This is a genomic window from Ensifer sp. BR816 (assembly GCF_000378985.1).
Taxonomy (GTDB): domain Bacteria; phylum Pseudomonadota; class Alphaproteobacteria; order Rhizobiales; family Rhizobiaceae; genus Sinorhizobium.
In genome coordinates, this window is record NZ_KB905370.1 from 5,192,236 (window position 1) to 5,209,608 (window position 17,373).

Below are 17,373 nucleotides of genomic sequence, written 5' to 3' on the forward strand. Positions count from 1 at the left end.
TGCGCGATTGCGTCTGTGGCGGCGATTCGTTTCGCGGCCGGCCTGCCGGAATGGCTCTCGCTCGCACCATCATGAAAGCAGTTCGAGAGCCGGTCGGCATGCGGGGTTTACCTTTGTTAACCACGTTCGTGCTAGGGGTCGGGCAGCGCGTATCGCGCTTTGAGATGGTAGGGACTATGTCGAAAAAGAACGGAATTGATGCTTTCTCGCGCCGTGCGTTTCTGCGTTCGGCGGCAACGCTGGGTGCCGCCGCATGGGCAGGCGCCGCCGCTGCCCAGGATGCTCTGGGCGAGCTCATCAATTCGCCGCGCCGCGGCTCCTGGGATGACCAGTTCGATGCAAAGGCCTCGCGCACGGCAACGGCAGTTCTCTCCAACACGCCGGTTTTCGGCCCGCAGACGATCGGCCATGTGCAGCAGGCGATCTTCGACTATCAGCAGATCGTTGCCGCCGGCGGCTGGCCTCAGGTTCCGCAGACCGGAGTCAGGCTTGAGCTTGGCGTCACCGACTCCTCCGTGCAGCAGCTGCGTCAGCGTCTGATGGTCTCCGGCGACCTGCCGCAGTCCGCCGGTATTTCCTCTTCGTTCGATTCCTATGTCGACGGTGCGGTCAAGCGCTTCCAGGCGCGCCACGGCCTGCCGGCGGACGGCGTGATCGGCGAATATACGATGAAGGCGCTGAACGTCGACGCCGCGACGCGGCTGGCGCAGCTCGAGACCAATCTCGTGCGGCTTCAGTCCATGTCGGGCGATCTCGGTCGCCGCTATGTCATGGTCAACATTCCCGCGGCCTATATCGAGGCGGTCGAAAATGGTCGCGTCGTACTGCGTCACGCCGCCGTCGTCGGCAAGATCGACCGCCAGTCGCCGATCCTCAATTCGAAGATCTATGAGGTCATCATCAATCCCTATTGGACCGCGCCGCGCTCGATCGTCCAGAAGGACATCATGCCGCTGATGCGCAAGGATCCGACCTATCTCGAGCGTAACGCCATCCGCCTCTTCGACGGAAGCGGCAACGAAGTGTCGCCTGAGACGGTCGACTGGAATGCCGAAAAGGCGCCCAACCTGATGTTCCGCCAGGATCCCGGCAAGATCAACGCGATGTCCTCGACGAAGATCAACTTCCACAACGAACATTCGGTGTACATGCACGACACGCCGCAGCAGGGCTTGTTCAACAAGTTGATGCGCTTTGAATCGTCCGGCTGCGTGCGCGTCCAGAACGTCCGCGACCTCTCCACCTGGCTGCTCAAGGAGACGCCAGGCTGGTCGCGCCAGCAGATCGAGTCGACCATCAAGTCGGGCGTCAATACGCCGATCAAGCTTGCCGAAGAGGTGCCGGTCTACTTCACCTATATTACCGCCTGGTCGGCAAAGGACCGCGTCGTCCAGTTCCGCGACGATATCTATCAGCGCGACGGGGCCGCGGAGCTCGCCCTGCAGACGACGACCGGAATCGAGCAATCGCCCGGCGCCATCGACGCCGACGCTCTGCCGCAATAAGCAAAGCCGCGTTTTTTGGGAAAGGCCGCGTGTCGCCAGCGATACGCGGCTTTTTCGTGACTGGCCAGCCACGATATTTGGGCGCGGCGGATCGTGGAAATGGCGCAAACCGCATAGCGGATATTGCTCTCCGCGTGCGAGGAAGCTAAAGGAACAGCCACCCTTGAGAGGAGCCCCGCGCCCATGCTTCCACAGACCAATGACGCCTTCTTCACCCGCTCGCTCGCCGACAGCGACCCGGAAATCTTCGGTGCGATCGAGAAGGAGCTGGGCCGCCAGCGCCATGAGATCGAACTGATCGCCTCGGAGAACATCGTCTCCCGCGCCGTGCTCGAGGCCCAGGGCTCGATCATGACCAACAAATATGCTGAGGGCTATCCGGGCAAGCGCTACTACGGCGGCTGCCAATATGTAGACATCGCCGAGGAACTGGCGATCGACCGTGCCAAGAAGCTCTTCGGCGTCAATTTCGCCAACGTGCAGCCGAACTCGGGTTCGCAGATGAACCAGGCGGTGTTCCTGGCGCTCCTGCAGCCCGGCGATACCTTCATGGGCCTCGACCTCAATTCCGGCGGTCACCTGACCCACGGGTCTCCGGTGAACATGTCGGGCAAGTGGTTCAACGTCGTTTCCTACGGGGTGCGCGAAGGCGATCACCTGCTGGACATGGACGATGTCGCGGAGAAGGCCCGCACGCACAAGCCGAAGCTGATCATTGCCGGTGGCACCGCCTATTCGCGCATCTGGGACTGGAAGCGCTTCCGCGAGATCGCCGACGAAATCGGCGCTTGGCTGATGGTCGACATGGCCCATATTGCCGGCCTCGTCGCCGGCGGCCAGCATCCTTCGCCGTTCCCGCATTGCCATGTCGCGACGACCACGACGCACAAGTCGCTGCGCGGCCCGCGCGGCGGCATGATCCTCACCAATGACGAGGACATCGCCAAGAAGATCAACTCGGCCGTCTTCCCGGGCCTGCAGGGCGGCCCGCTGATGCATGTGATCGCGGCCAAGGCCGTTGCGTTCGGCGAAGCGCTGCAGCCTTCCTTCAAGGACTATGCGGCCCAGATCGTCAAAAATGCGCGTACGCTCGCCGAAACGCTGAAGGCCAATGGCCTCGACATCGTTTCCGGCGGCACCGACAACCACCTGATGCTCGTCGACTTGCGCAAGAAGAATGCCACGGGCAAGCGTGCCGAGGCGGCGCTCGGCCGCGGCTACATCACCTGCAACAAGAACGGCATCCCCTTCGATCCGGAAAAGCCCTTCGTCACCTCGGGCGTTCGCCTTGGCGCGCCGGCCGGCACGACGCGCGGCTTCAAGGAGGCGGAATTCAAGGAGATCGGCGAATTGATCGTCGAGGTGCTTGACGGTCTCAAGGCCGCAAACTCCGACGAGGGCAATGCGGCCGTCGAAGCTGCCGTTCGCGAAAAGGTGGTGAAACTCACCGACCGCTTCCCGATGTACGGCTACATGTGATCGTTGCATGCGCTGCCCCTATTGCAGTTCCGAAGACAGCCAGGTGAAGGATTCCCGTCCGGCAGAGGACGGGAACGCCATTCGCCGCCGCCGCATCTGCCCCGATTGCGGCGGCCGGTTCACGACCTTCGAGCGGGTGCAGCTGCGTGAGCTGATGATCATCAAGAAGACCGGTCGGAAGGTGCCTTTCGACCGGGACAAGCTGTTGCGATCCTTCGAGATCGCGCTGCGCAAGCGCCCGGTCGATCGCGACCGTATCGAGCGGGCGGTATCCGGCATCGTCCGCCGTCTCGAAAGCTCCGGCGAAACCGAGATACCCTCGGAAGAAATCGGTCTCCAGGTGCTCGAGGCCCTGAAAAGCCTCGATGACGTCGCCTTCGTCCGCTACGCCTCCGTCTACCGGGATTTCTCCCACGCCGAGGATTTCGAGAAGGTCATTGCCGAGATCAGCGCCAAGATCGCGCGCGATCCCAACGAATAGGTCCAGCGGAGGAGCGCATGGGCGGGCCGACGCATGAGGACGAGAGATTCATGGCGGCGGCGCTGCGTCTCGCGCGTCGCAATCTTGGTCAGACATCCACTAACCCTTCGGTCGGCTGCCTCATCGTCAAGGATGGAACGATCGTCGGCCGGGCCCTGACGGCGCCCGGCGGACGCCCCCATGCCGAAACGCAGGCGCTTGCCGATGCCGGCGCAAAGGCGAGGGGAGCGACGGCTTATGTCACCCTCGAACCCTGTTCGCATCATGGCAGAACGCCGCCCTGCGCGAATGCGCTGATTGCCTCGGGTGTCGCCCGCGTCGTCGTCTCTATTCTCGACCCCGACGAGCGCGTCGCCGGCCAAGGGGTAGTGATGCTGCGCGACGCCGGCATTGAAGTCGATATCGGTGTCCTTCGGCAGGAGGGCGAACGGGCGCTCGAGGCCTATCTCCTGCGCCAGCGCATGAAGCGGCCGCACGTCACCCTCAAGCTCGCCGTTTCCGCCGACGGTATGATCGGCCGAAAGGGGGAGGGGCAGGTCCGGATCACGGGTCCGGTCTCACGCGCCCAGGTCCAGGTATTGCGTGCGGAGACGGATGCGATTCTCGTCGGTGTCGGTACGGCAAACGCCGACGACCCGGAGCTCACCGTGCGGCTGCCGGGGCTTGAAAAGCGTTCGCCGATCCGCATCGTACTTGATCGACGCCTCGATCTGGCGGTCAAGTCGAGGCTTGTTCATTCAGCCCATGCGGTTCCATTGATCTGCGTTGCCGATCCGGTGCTCGGTCCGGTCGCAGAGGCGCGGCGCCGCGCGCTGGAAGCCGCCGGCGTCGAAGTGTTGAACGCCGAGACCATCTCCGATCTGCTGAACGCACTTGCCTCGCGCAGCATCTCCTCGCTTCTGGTCGAAGGTGGGGCGCGGGCGGCGCGCGAGTTCCTCGATGCCGGACTCGTCGATCGAATTCTGCTCTATACGGGGCCGATCACCATTGGCGAAGACGGCATTCGATCTCCATTTCATCGGACGACAATCCCGGCGGGGTTCTCGCTCAAGCGCAGCGCTCGCTACGGCGACGATATTTTCGAAGATTACGAAAGAGATACCGGATGTTCACAGGCATAATTACCGATATCGGTACCGTGGAGAAGGTTACGGCGCTCAAGGAAGGCATCAAGCTTCGCGTCGCCACCAGCTATGACCCGACGACGATCGACATGGGGGCATCGATTGCGCATGCCGGCGTGTGCCTGACCGTGACGAACCTACCGGAGCCGGGCAGCAACGAGCGCTGGTTCGAGGTCGAGGCCTGGGAGGAGGCCTTGCGGCTGACGAGCATTTCCGGCTGGCAGGAGGGGACACGCATCAATCTCGAGCGTTCGCTGAAGATCGGCGATGAACTCGGCGGCCACATCGTCTCCGGCCATGTGGACGGGCAGGCGGAAATCCTCGCGGTCGAGCCGGAAGGCGACGCCGTGCGCTTCCGGCTGAGGGCTCCGGAACATCTCGCCCGTTTCGTCGCGCCGAAGGGCTCGGTGGCGCTCGACGGCACGTCGCTTACCGTCAACAAGGTCGACGGCACCGAGTTCGACGTGCTGTTGATCCGTCATTCGCTCGAGGTCACCACCTGGGGTGAACGCCAGGTCGGCGATTTCGTCAATTTCGAGGTCGATACGATGGCGCGCTATGCGGCCCGGCTTGCGGAGTTTCCCGTCTCCAAGGCGGAATGATCTTCGCGAACGAGGCCACGCTGCCCACTTTGGACAGGCTTTCGCACGACCGTTTCTCGCACGTTACAGCGCCGTGCGTCCTTTAGGACGCACAAAGGTCGCTGTAAGTCTTTGAATCTACGCATCGAGCTTTCCGAAAATCGGGTCCGATTTTCGGGCCGATGCGCTAGGCGCGCCGGTCCACGGACGATCCCGGGCCGAAGACGACCCGGGATCATTCACAGAGCCGGGCACAGGCAAGAACCGGACATGCTTGCCTAGCCTGCTCTGTCGGGTGCTCGTTTAGATCATTTCATCGTTTCATTGAAACGGTGAAATGATCCAACTCTTTGAAATTGCGCAATTCCGGACGGAAAACCGTTGTACACTTTTCCTGGAATTGCTCTAGCGTACGTAGATCGTCAGGCCGCCGTCGGCGGCCTCCTCGGCGCCGGCGATGTTGTTCATCTCGACGTTTTGCGCCTTCAGCTTGGTAGCCAGCGGCTTGTTGGCTTCGACGGCGGCAAGCAGGGCGGCGCGTTGCTCTGCCGATGCCTCATCGATCCACATCCGGGTTTGGTTCTCCTGCTTCAACGTATCGACGTCGACGACCCTGACATTGTCGCCCTTGAAAGCACGAACGCTTTGGTCGATGTGGCTCGGCCAGTTCATCTTGGCGTCGGTGGCATAGGTGATGCCGCCGAAGCTCAATGTGGAGAGGGCGGCGATGACGGAAAAAGTCGCAATGCGGTTCATTGTCATGCTCCTTTGCTTTGCGGCTGCTGCCCGGACCGGCAATTGAACGCATGACCCGTTGCAATTGCCGAGCCGTCCTGACGAGCTCCGCATGGCCAGCACGTGCCGTTTGCGGGTGGGGTCATCCGCAGCGAGGAGTGCTGGACTGTTTCGACTGGTTGAGGCGGCGTTTTCCCTTTGTTGTCGGGTGCCGCGCCGTGCCAACGGTCACGAAACTGGGCCGGAATGTGGCCGTTTCCATGGCGTAAGTCGCTGAAAAATAATTAATAATTGTTCATGTTCGCGACCCGCGAGGCGGCCGGAAAAATCGCAACGCCTCGCGGCCGGCGTCAAGTCAGACGGCGCTCGTCAGCCGGCGTTCGAACATGATCATCGGTCTGCCGTGATAGGTCGTGCGCCAGAACTCCCGGAAGCCGTGCTTCAGTGCGACCCGGATCGACGCCTCGTTGCCCGGTTCGATGATGCACGTCTTTCGAAGCGAGGGAAACTCGCGGTCGCCCCAGGCGAGTGCGGCGGAGACGGCCTCCGACGCAAGGCCGCGGCCATGACTCTTTGGCGAGAGTGCCCAGCCCATCTCCATCGTTCCCTCGAGCGATGGCGTAATCTGGCGGTGGGGGTCGTGAAAGCCGGCTTCACCGATGAACGCACCGCCCTCCTTCTCCTGGAGCGCAAAGAAGCCGAAGCCGAAATAGTGCCACATTCCCACCTGGCGCAAAAAGCGCGTCCAGGATTGTTCACGCGTGTAGGGAACGCCGCCCGCGTAACGCGTCACCTCCTCGTCGCCAAAGAGCACACTGTAGGAGGCAAAATCGTCGCGCCGGTAAGGGCGCAATAGAAGCCGCTCGGTCTCGATCACGGGCACACGCTGCATTTTCACTCCGGGTGCGTAGATGGGGGAAGTGGAATTGGATCCTGAGCTCCCGGCTCGCCGTCCCAATAGTCCGTCGTCGATCGAGCCCGGCCGATGAAGTCGAACGAGGCCTGGGGGGCGCCGGCCCGCCGGGTTCTTGCAAGGAACTTGCCGGAATCGGGATACTCGCAGATCTCCGTCGCCGCCATCGTCGATATGGACAGATATTTGAGCGGCAGCGTTCCCGTGTTGATCAGGTGATGTGCCGTTTCAGACCCGCCTGCCGGTGCGCCGAGCACGTCGCCAGGCCCGACAGCATAGCGTTCGCCACCGAAACGGTACGTGCCCTCGCCCTCGAGAATGACGAACAATTCTTCCTCGACATGATGGTTGTGAAAGGGGCAGCCGGACTTACCGGGTGGAACTTCGCCGTAGCTGACGCCGAGGTCCTTCAGGCCAAGGAGCGCGCCGAACGAGGCGTCTCGCGATTCGAAGAACGAGCCCCTCTGCCAGTGGTTGAGCCCAAGTTCATTGAGACTGACGATCGGCTTGCGAACTTCCGTCATGGCTTTCCTCCCGGCCGTGGCGGCCCTCCGGCAGAGCGAACAGCTTCGCCTTGCAGAATCGGCTGCAATATACTTGAGGTTTTAAGGTGAGTATACGCCGGAGCCGGCTTCGGGCGAGGCGGATCGGGATATGACGCGGCAAATGGCCCTCGCATGGAGGAATTTGCTTGCCATTCTGCGCCGGCCGTGGTTTGACCGCCGCCTGCGCGGGCCAAGCCCGGCCGATGATTTCAAGACAGGTGATCCATGGCGAAGAGCAAGGCCGTCCGCATCCTGATTGTGGAAGCGCGCTTCTATGACGATATGGCGGATGCAATGCTCGACGGAGCGAAACATGCGCTCGACGCAGCCGGCGCGACCTATGATATTGTCACGGTTCCGGGCGCACTGGAGATCCCCGCGGCTATCGCCATGGCGCTCGACGGCGCCGACGAAGGTGGCACCGAGTATGACGGCTTCGTTGCGCTTGGCATGGTCATCCGCGGCGAAACCTATCATTTCGATATCGTCGCCAACGAGTCTGCGCGCGCCCTGATGGATCTTGCCGTCAGCGAGAGCCTGGCGCTCGGCAACGGCATCCTGACGGTGGAAAATGAAGAACAGGCGTGGGCGCGTGCCCGCAGGTCGGAAGGCGACAAGGGCGGCTTTGCCGCGCGCGCCGCGCTGACCATGATCGAACTGAAGAACAAGCTGAGTAAAGAACAGTGACGAACACCCCCTCGGATCAGCCGCTGAAGCAGGTCAACCAGCGCGGTGCTGCGCGCCTTGCGGCCGTTCAGGCGCTCTACCAGATGGAAATCGGCGGAACCGGCGTGCTCGAGATCGTTGCCGAATTCGAGTCGCATCGCCTTGGCCAGGAACTTGACGGCGAGACCTATCTCAAGGCGGATGCCTCCTGGTTTCGCTCGATCGTCTCCGGTGTCGTGCGCGACCAGCGTAAGCTCGACCCCTTGATCGGATCGGCGCTTCAGGACGATTGGGCGCTTTCGCGGCTCGATTCCACCGTCCGTGCCATCCTGCGCGCCGGCACTTTCGAGCTGCTGGAGCGCAAGGATGTACCGGTTCCGGTGATCGTTACCGAATATGTCGAGATTGCCAAGGCCTTCTTCGAGGACGAGGAGCCGAAGCTCGTCAACGCCGTTCTCGATCGGATCGCCAAACAGATCCGCGGCGAAGGGCGGAAATAGCTGCTGATGGTTGCTGCGACCGCGGAAGACATCGGAACGGTTCTTCGCGAGGCCCGCCGCAACGTCCTTCTGCTGACGGTCGCCCAGGCGCTGCTCGGCGTGGTCGGGCCGATCAGCTTCGCGGTCGGCGGCGTTGCTGGCCATCAACTACTCGGAGGCGACAAGTCGCTCGCGACCGCGCCCTTGACTGCCTTCAATGTAGGCATGGCGCTTGGCGTTATCCTGGTGGCGGTCCTGTCGCGAACGCTCGAACGGCGCTTTGCCTTCATGGTCGGCGCGGTGATTGCCGCGATAGGCGGCATTGTTGCCGCCGCGGCTTTGTTCCGCGAGAGTTTCTGGCTGTTTGCCGCCGGCCTCGCCATTCTCGGCTCCTCGAACGGCTTTACCCAGAAGTTGCGTTTCGCCGCCGCGGATGCATCGCCTTCCTTCTACAAGGCGAAGGCGATTTCCTGGATACTCGGCGGCGGCATCGTTTCGGCGGTTCTTGGCCCCCAGATCGTGATCTTCGCCGGCGACTACTTCGCACCGGTCTGGTTCGCCGGCGCTTTCGTCGCTCTTATTCCGGTCTGCCTCTGCGCCCTTTTCTTCTTTGTGCCCTTGCGGCTGCCGCAAGCCGCGACCGTATCGTCCGTGCAGGCGGGCGGCGCCGCCCGGCCGCTTCGCGAGATCGTAGGCAGCCAGCGCTTTCTGACCGGAATGGTCTGCGGCATCTCCTCCTATGCGCTGATGACCTTCATGATGACAGGCGCGCCGGTTGCCATGGTCGTCGGCTGCGGCTTTTCGAGCGATCTGGCGACCCTCGGGATCCAGTGGCACGTGCTTGCCATGTTCGCTCCGAGCTTCGCCACCGGCTGGCTGATAAGCCGCTTTGGCGCGGAGCGGATCGTCGCCTGTGGGCTCCTGCTGCTCATGGTCTGTGCCGCCGTCGCCCATCTTGGCGTGGCGCTGTGGAACTTCTGGGGCGCACTCGTTCTTCTGGGGCTCGGCTGGAACTTCGGCTTCATAGGCGCGACAGCAATCGTCGCCCAGAGCTATCGTCCGCATGAGGCGGACAAGGTCCAGGGCTTCCACGATGTGGTGCTGTTTTCTACCGTCGCCGTCTCGTCCTTCGCTTCCGGCAAGGTTCTGGCTGCCTACGGCTGGGACATGCTCAATGCCGTCATCTGGCCCGTGACGGGCCTTTGCCTCGTGCTTCTCTTTCTCCTGATGCGTGCAAGCAGGCGAGTTGCAGCCTGAAGGCGCTCTCGCTTTCCCAAGAAAACCTGGCCACCTGCGGGCCTGGTGTCCCGGCATTTTCAGGGGCTTGACGATCCATCTTCGCAACCGCACTCTGGCCGCGCCGTGAGGGCATACCGCTTGAGGAGGTGGTGTGCGATTCGCGGAAAGAGGGGCCTGCGGCAGGGAGTTGAGGTCGCGGGTTTTAACGGAGGAAAGTGCGAAATGACCATACTTTTGGGCGTTATCGCATGCGGGTTGCTTTCGGTGGCCTATGCCATCTGGGCGACACAGTCGGTGCTGGCCGCCGACCAGGGGAATGCCCGCATGCAAGAGATCGCAGGTTTTATCAGAGAGGGGGCGCAGGCCTACCTCACGCGTCAGTACACTACCATTGCCATCGTCGGTGTCGTCGTCTTCTTCGCCGCATGGGGACTGCTCTCGAGTGCGGCCGCCGTTGGATTTCTGATCGGCGCAGTGCTTTCGGGTGCGGCCGGCTTCATCGGCATGCATGTTTCGGTCAGGGCCAATGTCCGCACGGCCCAGGCCGCATCGGTCAGCCTCGCCTCCGGTCTCGACATCGCGTTCAAATCCGGTGCGATCACCGGCCTGCTGGTGGCCGGCCTCGCGCTGTTGGGCGTCTCGGTCTACTACTTCATACTCACCGTCGGCCTCGGCCATGGTCCGGCCGAGCGCGAAGTCATCGATGCGCTTGTCGCTCTGGGCTTCGGCGCCTCGTTGATCTCGATCTTCGCCCGTCTCGGCGGCGGTATCTTTACCAAGGGCGCCGACGTCGGCGGTGACCTCGTCGGCAAGGTGGAAGCGGGCATTCCGGAAGACGATCCGCGCAATCCGGCAACGATCGCCGACAATGTCGGCGACAATGTCGGCGACTGCGCCGGCATGGCGGCGGATCTCTTCGAGACCTATGCGGTGTCGGTGGTCGCGACCATGGTCCTCGCGTCGATCTTCTTTGCTGGTACGCCGTTACTCGCGACCATCATGGTCTATCCGCTGGCGATCTGCGCGGCCTGCATCATCACCTCGATCATCGGCACCTTCTTCGTCAAGCTCGGCACCAACGGCTCGATCATGGGTGCGCTCTATCGAGGACTGATCGTAACCGGCGCATTGTCGGTCCTCGGCCTCGGCGCAGCGACGTCGTTGACGATCGGCTGGGGTTCGATCGGAACCGTTGCGGGTCAGGACGTCACCGGCTGGGCGCTGTTCGCCTGCGGCATCATTGGCCTCGTCGTCACAGCGCTGATCGTCGTGATCACCGAATACTATACCGGCACGAACAAGCGGCCGGTGAACTCGATCGCGCAAGCCTCCGTGACCGGCCACGGTACCAACGTTATCCAGGGCCTCGCCGTGTCGCTCGAATCGACCGCCCTGCCGGCGATCGTCATCGTCGGCGGCATCATCACGACCTACCAGCTCGCCGGTCTTTTCGGCACCGCGATCGCCGTCACCGCCATGTTGGGCCTCGCCGGCATGATCGTGGCGCTCGATGCCTTCGGCCCTGTCACCGACAATGCCGGCGGCATTGCCGAGATGTCGCACCTTCCGCCCGAGGTGCGCAAATCGACCGACGCTCTGGATGCGGTGGGCAACACGACGAAGGCCGTCACCAAGGGCTATGCGATCGGCTCCGCGGGGCTGGGCGCGCTGGTGCTTTTCGCGGCCTATTCCAACGACCTCACCTATTTCGCCGCGAATGGCGACAAGCATCCCTACTTCGCAGACGTCGGAACGATCTCGTTCGATCTCTCCAACCCCTATGTCGTCGCCGGCCTGATCTTCGGCGGTCTCATTCCCTATCTCTTCGGCGGCATCGCCATGACCGCGGTCGGACGGGCAGGGGGCGCCGTCGTCGAGGAGGTGCGCCGTCAGTTCAAGGAAAAGCCGGGCATCATGGAAGGCAAAGACCGCCCGGACTATGGCCGCGCCGTCGACATGCTGACCAAGGCTGCGATCCGCGAGATGATCATTCCCTCGCTCTTGCCGGTTCTGGCGCCGATCGTCGTCTATTTTGGCGTGCTGCTGATTTCCGGCTCGAAGGCCTCGGCCTTCGCGGCACTCGGCGCCTCGCTGCTCGGCGTCATCGTCAACGGCCTGTTCGTGGCGGTCTCGATGACCTCCGGGGGCGGTGCCTGGGACAATGCGAAGAAGAGCTTCGAGGACGGTTTCGTCGACAAGAACGGCATGCGTCACATGAAGGGCTCGGAGGCGCACAAGGCTTCGGTCACTGGCGATACGGTCGGCGATCCCTACAAGGATACGGCCGGTCCGGCCGTCAATCCGGCAATCAAGATCACCAATATCGTGGCCCTGTTGCTGCTCGCCGTACTCGCCTGACGGCGCCTTCCTTCAACGAAAAAGCCCGCGGAACTCGGTTCCGCGGGCTTTTTGTTTGAAAGGAAATTCCGTCAGTATTTGCCGAAGTCCTTGAACAGATTGCGCGCCGCCGCCTGTCCAGCACCGGGACCGGTCAAGAGCTGGCCGAGGAAACTCGTTTCCTTGCCGCCCGTCGGCGTCGTGCGCGACAGCATGTCGAAGACCTTGCCGTCCTTCATCGTGTAGTGGGCAAGCTGGCTGACGACGCCTTCCTTGTCGAAATAGACGGCGAGGATCGACTGGTCGATCAGCTTCGGCTTCATGAAGGCGACCGGGCGCTGGCGCTTCTGCGAGATGTAGTAGAACACCTCATTGTCGAAGGTCGCCGTCGTCGAGGGCGTGCCGAGCGAGAGCAGTACCTGTTCGCGGCTCGAGCCGACGGGGACCAGGTTGAGCGTTTCTTGATCGACGACATAGCCCTGATGCAGGACTTCGCCGACATTCGCCGACTGGCAGCCGGCAAGCACTGCTGTACAAAGGGAAGCCACGACGACGGCACGGCCAAGAATTCTAAGGTTTGATGTCAGATACCGCTTCGTCAACGACTGCTCCCCTTGGAGTAACGATGGCATATGCGCCATTGCAATTCGTGCCTGCTTCGGTAAACCAGCTTCGGCTATCATGCAACAACGTCATGGGCGCGTGCCCGTGAATTCGAGAAAGCCACGGCTGGGCTTTGTTATGATTTTTGGACTGTTCAAGAGAAAAAGCGGCAACATTGCGATTGTGGAGCGCCAGTATGCGCTTCTGACCGCAGCGGCGCGTCAGGCGTTTCTCTATACCGACCTCGATGTGCCCGATACGGTGATGGGGCGTTTCGAGATGTTGTCGGCGATCCTGATTCTCTATTTCCGGCGCACCCGGGCTTCAGCCCGGAGCGGCCAGGAAATCGCCCAGGAGATCGTCGACGCTTTCTTCGAGGATGTCGACCATTCGATCCGTGAGCTGGGTGTCGGCGACGCCGGCGTGCCGAAGAAGATGAAAAAGCTTGCCGGCATGTTCTACGGCCGGCTGGAGTCCTATGCGGCAGCTCTGGAGAGCGGCGACAGGCAGTCGCTTGCCGATGCGCTCAGGCGGAATTTTCACCCCCAGCAAGAGGACGCGCCGACAATGGCGGGCCTGGCGCGCTACCTGCTGTCCGTCGAAGCCACGCTGGCGGAGGTCCCGGAAGACGCGGTCGAAACCGGACAGTTGCGCGTGCCTCCGGCAGGGGACCAATAGACGCTGCAGGAAGGATCTTCATCATGCATCACGAAAGCAAACCGGCATTCTCCTACCCCGTCAAGGTAGGGCATATTTCGGCCAATCCTGTCGGCGTGCATCTGTCCGCCAACGAGACCGAGCGGCAGGCGCTTGCTGTCCTTTGGAAGGTCGACGAGGTCCGCTTGCTTGTCGCCGACCTGCAGATCGGTCGCTGGAAGAAAGACGGTGTGAAAATCAAGGGCGAGGTTCGGGCCGAGCTCGTCCAGAGCTGCGTCGTTACGCTCGATCCCGTCGAGGCGGAAATATCCGAGCCGGTCGAGGCGATCTTCGTACCCGAGGGCTCACGCTTGGCGCGGCAAGCCGACAATGACGGCGGCGAGATGGTCCTGGATCCGAGCGGACCGGACATTCCTGATACGTTTTCCGGCGATACGATCGACGTGGGCGTGGTCGTCAGCGAGCATGTGGCGCTTGCGATCGACCCCTATCCGCGCAAGGACGGCGCGGTCTTCGGCGAGCGCATCGAAAGCGCGGCAGCGGATGACAAGCGGCCCAACCCGTTTGCGGTCCTTAAGGATTTGAAAAAGGATTGAAACGGAGTCGGCCGAGCTTACAATTCGGTTGTCACGCAGACGAAAAGCAGTATTTTGGCCCGACTTCAGCCGAGGGGGCCGTTGTGCCGACACGCTGAATTCTGGCCGGGCGCCAGAAGGAAGCACGGATCGTCGCTGCGTGAAGATTGCGCAGGGGCGCAATGCGTCGCGTGGCGGGAAGAAGGGATAAGACACGCGTGGTCAGAATTTCACTTGACGTTATGGGAGGCGACTATGGTCCAGAGGTCGTCATCCCGGGCGCAGCCAGGGCGCTCGAACGTCACCCGGACATAAAGTTCGTCCTGTTTGGCCAAGAATCGCGCTGCGCCGAACTGCTGGCCAAGTATCCGAAGCTTCAGGCAAGCGGTACCTTCCATGATTGCGAGATCGCCGTCGGCATGGATGAGAAGCCGAGCCAGGCGTTGCGCCGCGGGCGCGGCAAGTCCAGCATGTGGAAGGCGATCGACGCGATCAATGCCGATGAGGCGGATGTAGTGGTCTCGGCGGGCAATACCGGCGCGCTGATGGCGATGTCGGTCTTCTGCCTTCGGACCATGCGGGGCATCCAGCGTCCGGCGATCGCGGCGATCTGGCCGACCCTCAAGGGCGAAAGCATTGTGCTCGATGTCGGGGCGACGATCGGCGCGGACGCGCAGCAGCTCATGGATTTCGCGCTGATGGGCGGCGCCATGGCCCGTGCCCTCTTCGAGGTCGAGCGCCCCTCCGTCGGCCTGCTGAATGTCGGCGTCGAGGAGATCAAGGGCCAGGAAGAGGTCAAGGAGGCCGGCCGGCTCATCCGCGAGGCCAATATCGAGGGGATCGATTACTACGGTTTCGTCGAGGGTGACGATATCGGCCGCGGTACGGTCGACGTCGTCGTCACCGAAGGTTTTTCTGGGAATATCGCGCTGAAGGCGGCCGAAGGCACCGCCCGCCAGATCGCCGAATATCTTCGCTCCGCGATGTCGCGCACCCTGCTTGCAAAGATCGGCTACATCTTCGCCAAGGGCGCCTTCGACCGACTGCGCGAGAAGATGGACCCCCGCAAGGTCAATGGCGGCGTCTTCCTCGGGCTCAACGGCGTGGTCATCAAGAGCCACGGCGGTACGGACGCGGAAGGCTTCGCCGCCGCGATCGACGTCGGCTACGATATGGTGAAGAACGGCCTGAAGGCCAAGATCGAGGCCGACCTGGCACGTTATCACGGTGCCGAGCCGACCGAAGCCCTGCCGCCGGCATGATTGAAGAGGTTTGATTAGATGATCCGTTCTGTCGTTCGCGGCTTCGGCGCAGCGCTGCCGAAGCGAGTGATGACCAATAAGGAAATGGAATCCAAGGTCGACACGTCCGACGAATGGATCGTGCAGCGGACCGGTATTCGTCAGCGCCACATCGCCGGCGAGGGCGAGACGACCGCCTCGCTTGGTGAGGGCGCTGCGCGCGCCGCGCTCGAGAGGGCCGGCCTGACGGCCGATGACCTCGACCTGATCATCGTTGCGACCTCGACGCCCGACAACACTTTCCCGGCGACGGCGGTCAATATCCAGAACCGTCTCGGCATGCGCCACGGAGCAGCCTTCGACCTGCAGGCGGTCTGTTCCGGCTTCGTCTATGCGGTCGCGACTGCCGATGCCTATATCCGCGGCGGTCTCGCCAAGCGCGCTTTGGTCATCGGCGCCGAGACCTTCTCGCGCATTCTCGACTGGTCGGACCGCACGACCTGCGTGCTCTTCGGCGACGGCGCCGGCGCCATCGTCCTCGAAGCGCAGCAGGGCGAAGGCACCACTGCCGATCGCGGCGTGCTGACGGCGCAGTTACGGTCCGACGGCATCCATGGCGACAAGCTCTATGTCGACGGCGGCCCCTCGACGACCGGCACCGTCGGCCATCTCCGGATGGAGGGGCGCGAGGTCTTCAAGCATGCCGTCGGCATGATCACCGACGTGATTGAGGCAGCCTTCGAAGCTACGGGAACCTCGGCCGACGACGTCGACTGGCTGGTGCCGCACCAGGCCAATCGCCGCATCATCGACGGTTCCGCGAAGAAGTTGGGCATCCCGAACGAAAAGGTTGTGGTGACCGTCGACCTGCATGGCAATACGTCCGCCGCTTCGATTCCGCTCGCGCTTGAGGCAGCTGCCTCCGACGGGCGCATCAAGAAGGGCGACCTGGTGATGCTCGAAGCCATGGGCGGCGGCTTCACCTGGGGCTCCGTTCTCATCCGCTGGTAAAAATAATTGAATGACGGCAGGTGCTTGACCGAAAAAGGCAAGGGCAATAGTCTTCCATCGCTGATCGGCATGCCAGACATCGGTGGGGGAAGATGAGCGGAAAAACAGTAACGCGAGCAGACTTGGCTGAGTCGGTTTTTCGTAAGGTCGGTTTGTCTCGAACGGAGTCTGCCGAGCTGGTGGAGACCGTCATCGACGAAATCTGCAACGCAATCGTGCGTGGCGAGAGCGTCAAGCTGTCTTCGTTCGCGACGTTCCAGGTCCGCGACAAGAACGAGCGCATCGGGCGAAACCCCAAGACGGGCGAAGAAGTGCCGATCTCGCCGCGCCGGGTGATGACGTTCAAGGCGTCCAACGTGCTGAAACAGCGGGTCTTGAAGGCGCATCTCAGCCGAAAGGCCAAGCAGAAGCAGGCCGGTACGGCCTCCTGAGGGAGGGCCGCAACCACAAATGTGGTTGAAAACCCATCCATAAGCCATTGAAATGGGTCCGATTCGTGCGATCATCGCGCAATGATCCAGTCATTGCCGCACGTAGCTTCGCGTGACTATGGAAATGGGGACGACATGGAAAAAAGCCCGGACGCCTTCCGTACCATCAGCGAGGTCGCAGACGAACTGGACCTGCCCCAGCATGTGTTGCGGTTCTGGGAGACGCGCTTCCAGCAGATCAAGCCGATGAAGCGCGGCGGCGGCCGGCGCTACTACCGACCCGAAGACGTCGATCTGCTCAAGGGCATTCGACATCTCCTCTACGACCACGGCTACACGATCAAGGGCGTTCAGAAACTTCTGAAGGCGAATGGCAACAAGTTCGTCGCCGCGATCGCGAGCGGCGATCTCGCCACCGTCGAGGCGCTTGCGGCTTCCAGCCACGAAGAACCGCCGGCGCCGAAGGTCGGTGTTGCCGACGAGGACCAGATCGTCGGCCGCCCCAAAGCCCCGGCAAGTCGACGCTTCTTCTCTTTTGGCGGCAGCAGCGACGATGCAGAAATCTCGATTGGCAAGACCTCGGTCAACAAGGAGGACAGGGCGTTGCTGCAGGAAGCTCTTTACGACCTTCTGGAGTGCAAGCGCCTGCTCGACCAGGTTCGGTAGCCAATAGGTGTTGCGCCTTTGACGCCGGGACAACCGGCGCATCGATCGTCGCCTGCATGAGGCGACCTTGTCGCAAACACGCGCCCCGCGGGCAACTTCTGTGCT

General features: G+C 62.4%; 19 protein-coding genes. 15 read left to right on the forward strand and 4 right to left on the reverse strand.

Translation table 11 applies throughout. The features are described from left to right. Positions 1-176 precede the first annotated feature (176 nt). The 5 genes from RHIBR816_RS0124905 to RHIBR816_RS0124925 all read left to right on the forward strand — a co-directional run bounded on the left by RHIBR816_RS0124905 (position 177) and on the right by RHIBR816_RS0124925 (position 5,191). Positions 177-1,505: a murein L,D-transpeptidase gene (locus RHIBR816_RS0124905; protein WP_018239327.1), complete on the forward strand. Its 1,329-nt coding sequence runs from the start codon at positions 177-179 to the stop codon at positions 1,503-1,505. A gap of 183 nt (positions 1,506-1,688) precedes the next feature. Next, positions 1,689-2,984 (forward strand): serine hydroxymethyltransferase, encoded by a 1,296-nt coding sequence (gene glyA / locus RHIBR816_RS0124910; RefSeq protein WP_018239328.1) that lies wholly within the window; start codon positions 1,689-1,691, stop codon positions 2,982-2,984. Positions 2,985-2,991: 7 nt separating this feature from the next. Next, positions 2,992-3,465 carry a transcriptional regulator NrdR gene (gene nrdR / locus RHIBR816_RS0124915; protein WP_026187402.1) on the forward strand — a complete coding sequence of 158 codons (474 nt, stop codon included), beginning with the start codon at positions 2,992-2,994 and terminating at the stop codon, positions 3,463-3,465. A 17-nt stretch (positions 3,466-3,482) separates the two neighbouring features. Continuing rightward, the gene (gene ribD / locus RHIBR816_RS0124920) at positions 3,483-4,586 is read left to right on the forward strand and encodes a bifunctional diaminohydroxyphosphoribosylaminopyrimidine deaminase/5-amino-6-(5-phosphoribosylamino)uracil reductase RibD (RefSeq protein WP_018239330.1); all 1,104 of its coding nucleotides are present in this window, start codon (positions 3,483-3,485) and stop codon (positions 4,584-4,586) included. Beyond that, a complete protein-coding gene (locus RHIBR816_RS0124925) occupies positions 4,571-5,191 on the forward strand; it encodes a riboflavin synthase (RefSeq protein WP_018239331.1) in 621 nt (206 codons plus the stop codon). Before ribD ends, RHIBR816_RS0124925 begins: the two co-directional genes overlap by 16 nt. Positions 5,192-5,575: 384 nt before the next feature. Here RHIBR816_RS0124925 and RHIBR816_RS0124930 read toward each other — a convergent pair whose 3' ends face one another. The 3 genes from RHIBR816_RS0124930 to RHIBR816_RS0124940 all read right to left on the reverse strand — a co-directional run bounded on the left by RHIBR816_RS0124930 (position 5,576) and on the right by RHIBR816_RS0124940 (position 7,342). Then, on the reverse strand, positions 5,576-5,926 hold the full coding sequence (locus RHIBR816_RS0124930) for a hypothetical protein (RefSeq protein WP_018239332.1): 351 nt from the start codon (positions 5,924-5,926) through the stop codon (positions 5,576-5,578). Between the two features lie 334 nt (positions 5,927-6,260). Next, entirely contained in the window at positions 6,261-6,797 is a 537-nt protein-coding gene (locus tag RHIBR816_RS0124935; RefSeq protein ID WP_018239333.1) for a GNAT family N-acetyltransferase, read from the reverse strand. Positions 6,798-6,799: 2 nt separating this feature from the next. Beyond that, on the reverse strand, positions 6,800-7,342 hold the full coding sequence (locus tag RHIBR816_RS0124940; protein WP_018239334.1) for a cupin domain-containing protein: 543 nt from the start codon (positions 7,340-7,342) through the stop codon (positions 6,800-6,802). Between the two features lie 246 nt (positions 7,343-7,588). Between RHIBR816_RS0124940 and RHIBR816_RS0124945 the strand changes: the two genes are divergently transcribed. The 4 genes from RHIBR816_RS0124945 to RHIBR816_RS0124960 all read left to right on the forward strand — a co-directional run bounded on the left by RHIBR816_RS0124945 (position 7,589) and on the right by RHIBR816_RS0124960 (position 12,105). Next, a complete protein-coding gene (locus RHIBR816_RS0124945) occupies positions 7,589-8,050 on the forward strand; it encodes a 6,7-dimethyl-8-ribityllumazine synthase (RefSeq protein ID WP_018239335.1) in 462 nt (153 codons plus the stop codon). Then, positions 8,047-8,529 (forward strand): transcription antitermination factor NusB, encoded by a 483-nt coding sequence (gene nusB / locus RHIBR816_RS0124950; RefSeq protein WP_018239336.1) that lies wholly within the window; start codon positions 8,047-8,049, stop codon positions 8,527-8,529. Before RHIBR816_RS0124945 ends, nusB begins: the two co-directional genes overlap by 4 nt. Before the next feature lie 6 nt (positions 8,530-8,535). Further along, positions 8,536-9,765: an MFS transporter gene (locus RHIBR816_RS0124955; RefSeq protein ID WP_018239337.1), complete on the forward strand. Its 1,230-nt coding sequence runs from the start codon at positions 8,536-8,538 to the stop codon at positions 9,763-9,765. 204 nt (positions 9,766-9,969) lie between these two features. Further along, the gene (locus tag RHIBR816_RS0124960) at positions 9,970-12,105 is read left to right on the forward strand and encodes a sodium-translocating pyrophosphatase (protein WP_018239338.1); all 2,136 of its coding nucleotides are present in this window, start codon (positions 9,970-9,972) and stop codon (positions 12,103-12,105) included. A gap of 71 nt (positions 12,106-12,176) precedes the next feature. On the opposite strand, the gene RHIBR816_RS0124965 is transcribed toward RHIBR816_RS0124960, so the two are convergent. Then, a complete protein-coding gene (locus RHIBR816_RS0124965) occupies positions 12,177-12,686 on the reverse strand; it encodes an outer membrane protein assembly factor BamE (protein WP_026187403.1) in 510 nt (169 codons plus the stop codon). A gap of 139 nt (positions 12,687-12,825) precedes the next feature. On the opposite strand from RHIBR816_RS0124965, the gene RHIBR816_RS0124970 reads away from it, so the two are divergent. The 6 genes from RHIBR816_RS0124970 to RHIBR816_RS0124995 all read left to right on the forward strand — a co-directional run bounded on the left by RHIBR816_RS0124970 (position 12,826) and on the right by RHIBR816_RS0124995 (position 17,268). Then, entirely contained in the window at positions 12,826-13,365 is a 540-nt protein-coding gene (locus tag RHIBR816_RS0124970; protein ID WP_018239340.1) for a ubiquinol-cytochrome C chaperone family protein, read from the forward strand. A 23-nt stretch (positions 13,366-13,388) separates the two neighbouring features. Continuing rightward, positions 13,389-13,940, forward strand: a complete 552-nt coding sequence (locus RHIBR816_RS0124975) for a DUF177 domain-containing protein (RefSeq protein ID WP_018239341.1) — start codon at positions 13,389-13,391, stop codon at positions 13,938-13,940. Positions 13,941-14,137: 197 nt separating this feature from the next. Further along, positions 14,138-15,181, forward strand: a complete 1,044-nt coding sequence (gene plsX, locus RHIBR816_RS0124980; RefSeq protein WP_026187404.1) for a phosphate acyltransferase PlsX — start codon at positions 14,138-14,140, stop codon at positions 15,179-15,181. An 18-nt stretch (positions 15,182-15,199) separates the two neighbouring features. Then, a complete protein-coding gene (locus tag RHIBR816_RS0124985; protein WP_018239343.1) occupies positions 15,200-16,171 on the forward strand; it encodes a beta-ketoacyl-ACP synthase III in 972 nt (323 codons plus the stop codon). Between the two features lie 92 nt (positions 16,172-16,263). Continuing rightward, the gene (locus RHIBR816_RS0124990) at positions 16,264-16,602 is read left to right on the forward strand and encodes an integration host factor subunit alpha (protein ID WP_026187405.1); all 339 of its coding nucleotides are present in this window, start codon (positions 16,264-16,266) and stop codon (positions 16,600-16,602) included. Positions 16,603-16,737: 135 nt separating this feature from the next. After that, a complete protein-coding gene (locus RHIBR816_RS0124995) occupies positions 16,738-17,268 on the forward strand; it encodes a MerR family transcriptional regulator (RefSeq protein ID WP_018239345.1) in 531 nt (176 codons plus the stop codon). Positions 17,269-17,373 lie beyond the last annotated feature (105 nt).

What these genes read in the sequence shown, in the direction of transcription:
- RHIBR816_RS0124905 (WP_018239327.1), top strand. Translation starts at nt 177, where the DNA reads ATGTCGAAAAAGAACGGAATTGATGCTTTCTCGCGCCGTGCGTTTCTG.
- glyA (WP_018239328.1), top strand. Translation starts at nt 1,689, where the DNA reads ATGCTTCCACAGACCAATGACGCCTTCTTCACCCGCTCGCTCGCCGAC.
- nrdR (WP_026187402.1), top strand. Translation starts at nt 2,992, where the DNA reads ATGCGCTGCCCCTATTGCAGTTCCGAAGACAGCCAGGTGAAGGATTCC.
- ribD (WP_018239330.1), top strand. Translation starts at nt 3,483, where the DNA reads ATGGGCGGGCCGACGCATGAGGACGAGAGATTCATGGCGGCGGCGCTG.
- RHIBR816_RS0124925 (WP_018239331.1), top strand. Translation starts at nt 4,571, where the DNA reads ATGTTCACAGGCATAATTACCGATATCGGTACCGTGGAGAAGGTTACG.
- RHIBR816_RS0124930 (WP_018239332.1), bottom strand. Translation starts at nt 5,926, where the DNA reads ATGAACCGCATTGCGACTTTTTCCGTCATCGCCGCCCTCTCCACATTG.
- RHIBR816_RS0124935 (WP_018239333.1), bottom strand. Translation starts at nt 6,797, where the DNA reads ATGCAGCGTGTGCCCGTGATCGAGACCGAGCGGCTTCTATTGCGCCCT.
- RHIBR816_RS0124940 (WP_018239334.1), bottom strand. Translation starts at nt 7,342, where the DNA reads ATGACGGAAGTTCGCAAGCCGATCGTCAGTCTCAATGAACTTGGGCTC.
- RHIBR816_RS0124945 (WP_018239335.1), top strand. Translation starts at nt 7,589, where the DNA reads ATGGCGAAGAGCAAGGCCGTCCGCATCCTGATTGTGGAAGCGCGCTTC.
- RHIBR816_RS0124955 (WP_018239337.1), top strand. Translation starts at nt 8,536, where the DNA reads ATGGTTGCTGCGACCGCGGAAGACATCGGAACGGTTCTTCGCGAGGCC.
- RHIBR816_RS0124960 (WP_018239338.1), top strand. Translation starts at nt 9,970, where the DNA reads ATGACCATACTTTTGGGCGTTATCGCATGCGGGTTGCTTTCGGTGGCC.
- RHIBR816_RS0124970 (WP_018239340.1), top strand. Translation starts at nt 12,826, where the DNA reads ATGATTTTTGGACTGTTCAAGAGAAAAAGCGGCAACATTGCGATTGTG.
- RHIBR816_RS0124975 (WP_018239341.1), top strand. Translation starts at nt 13,389, where the DNA reads ATGCATCACGAAAGCAAACCGGCATTCTCCTACCCCGTCAAGGTAGGG.
- RHIBR816_RS0124985 (WP_018239343.1), top strand. Translation starts at nt 15,200, where the DNA reads ATGATCCGTTCTGTCGTTCGCGGCTTCGGCGCAGCGCTGCCGAAGCGA.
- RHIBR816_RS0124990 (WP_026187405.1), top strand. Translation starts at nt 16,264, where the DNA reads ATGAGCGGAAAAACAGTAACGCGAGCAGACTTGGCTGAGTCGGTTTTT.
- RHIBR816_RS0124995 (WP_018239345.1), top strand. Translation starts at nt 16,738, where the DNA reads ATGGAAAAAAGCCCGGACGCCTTCCGTACCATCAGCGAGGTCGCAGAC.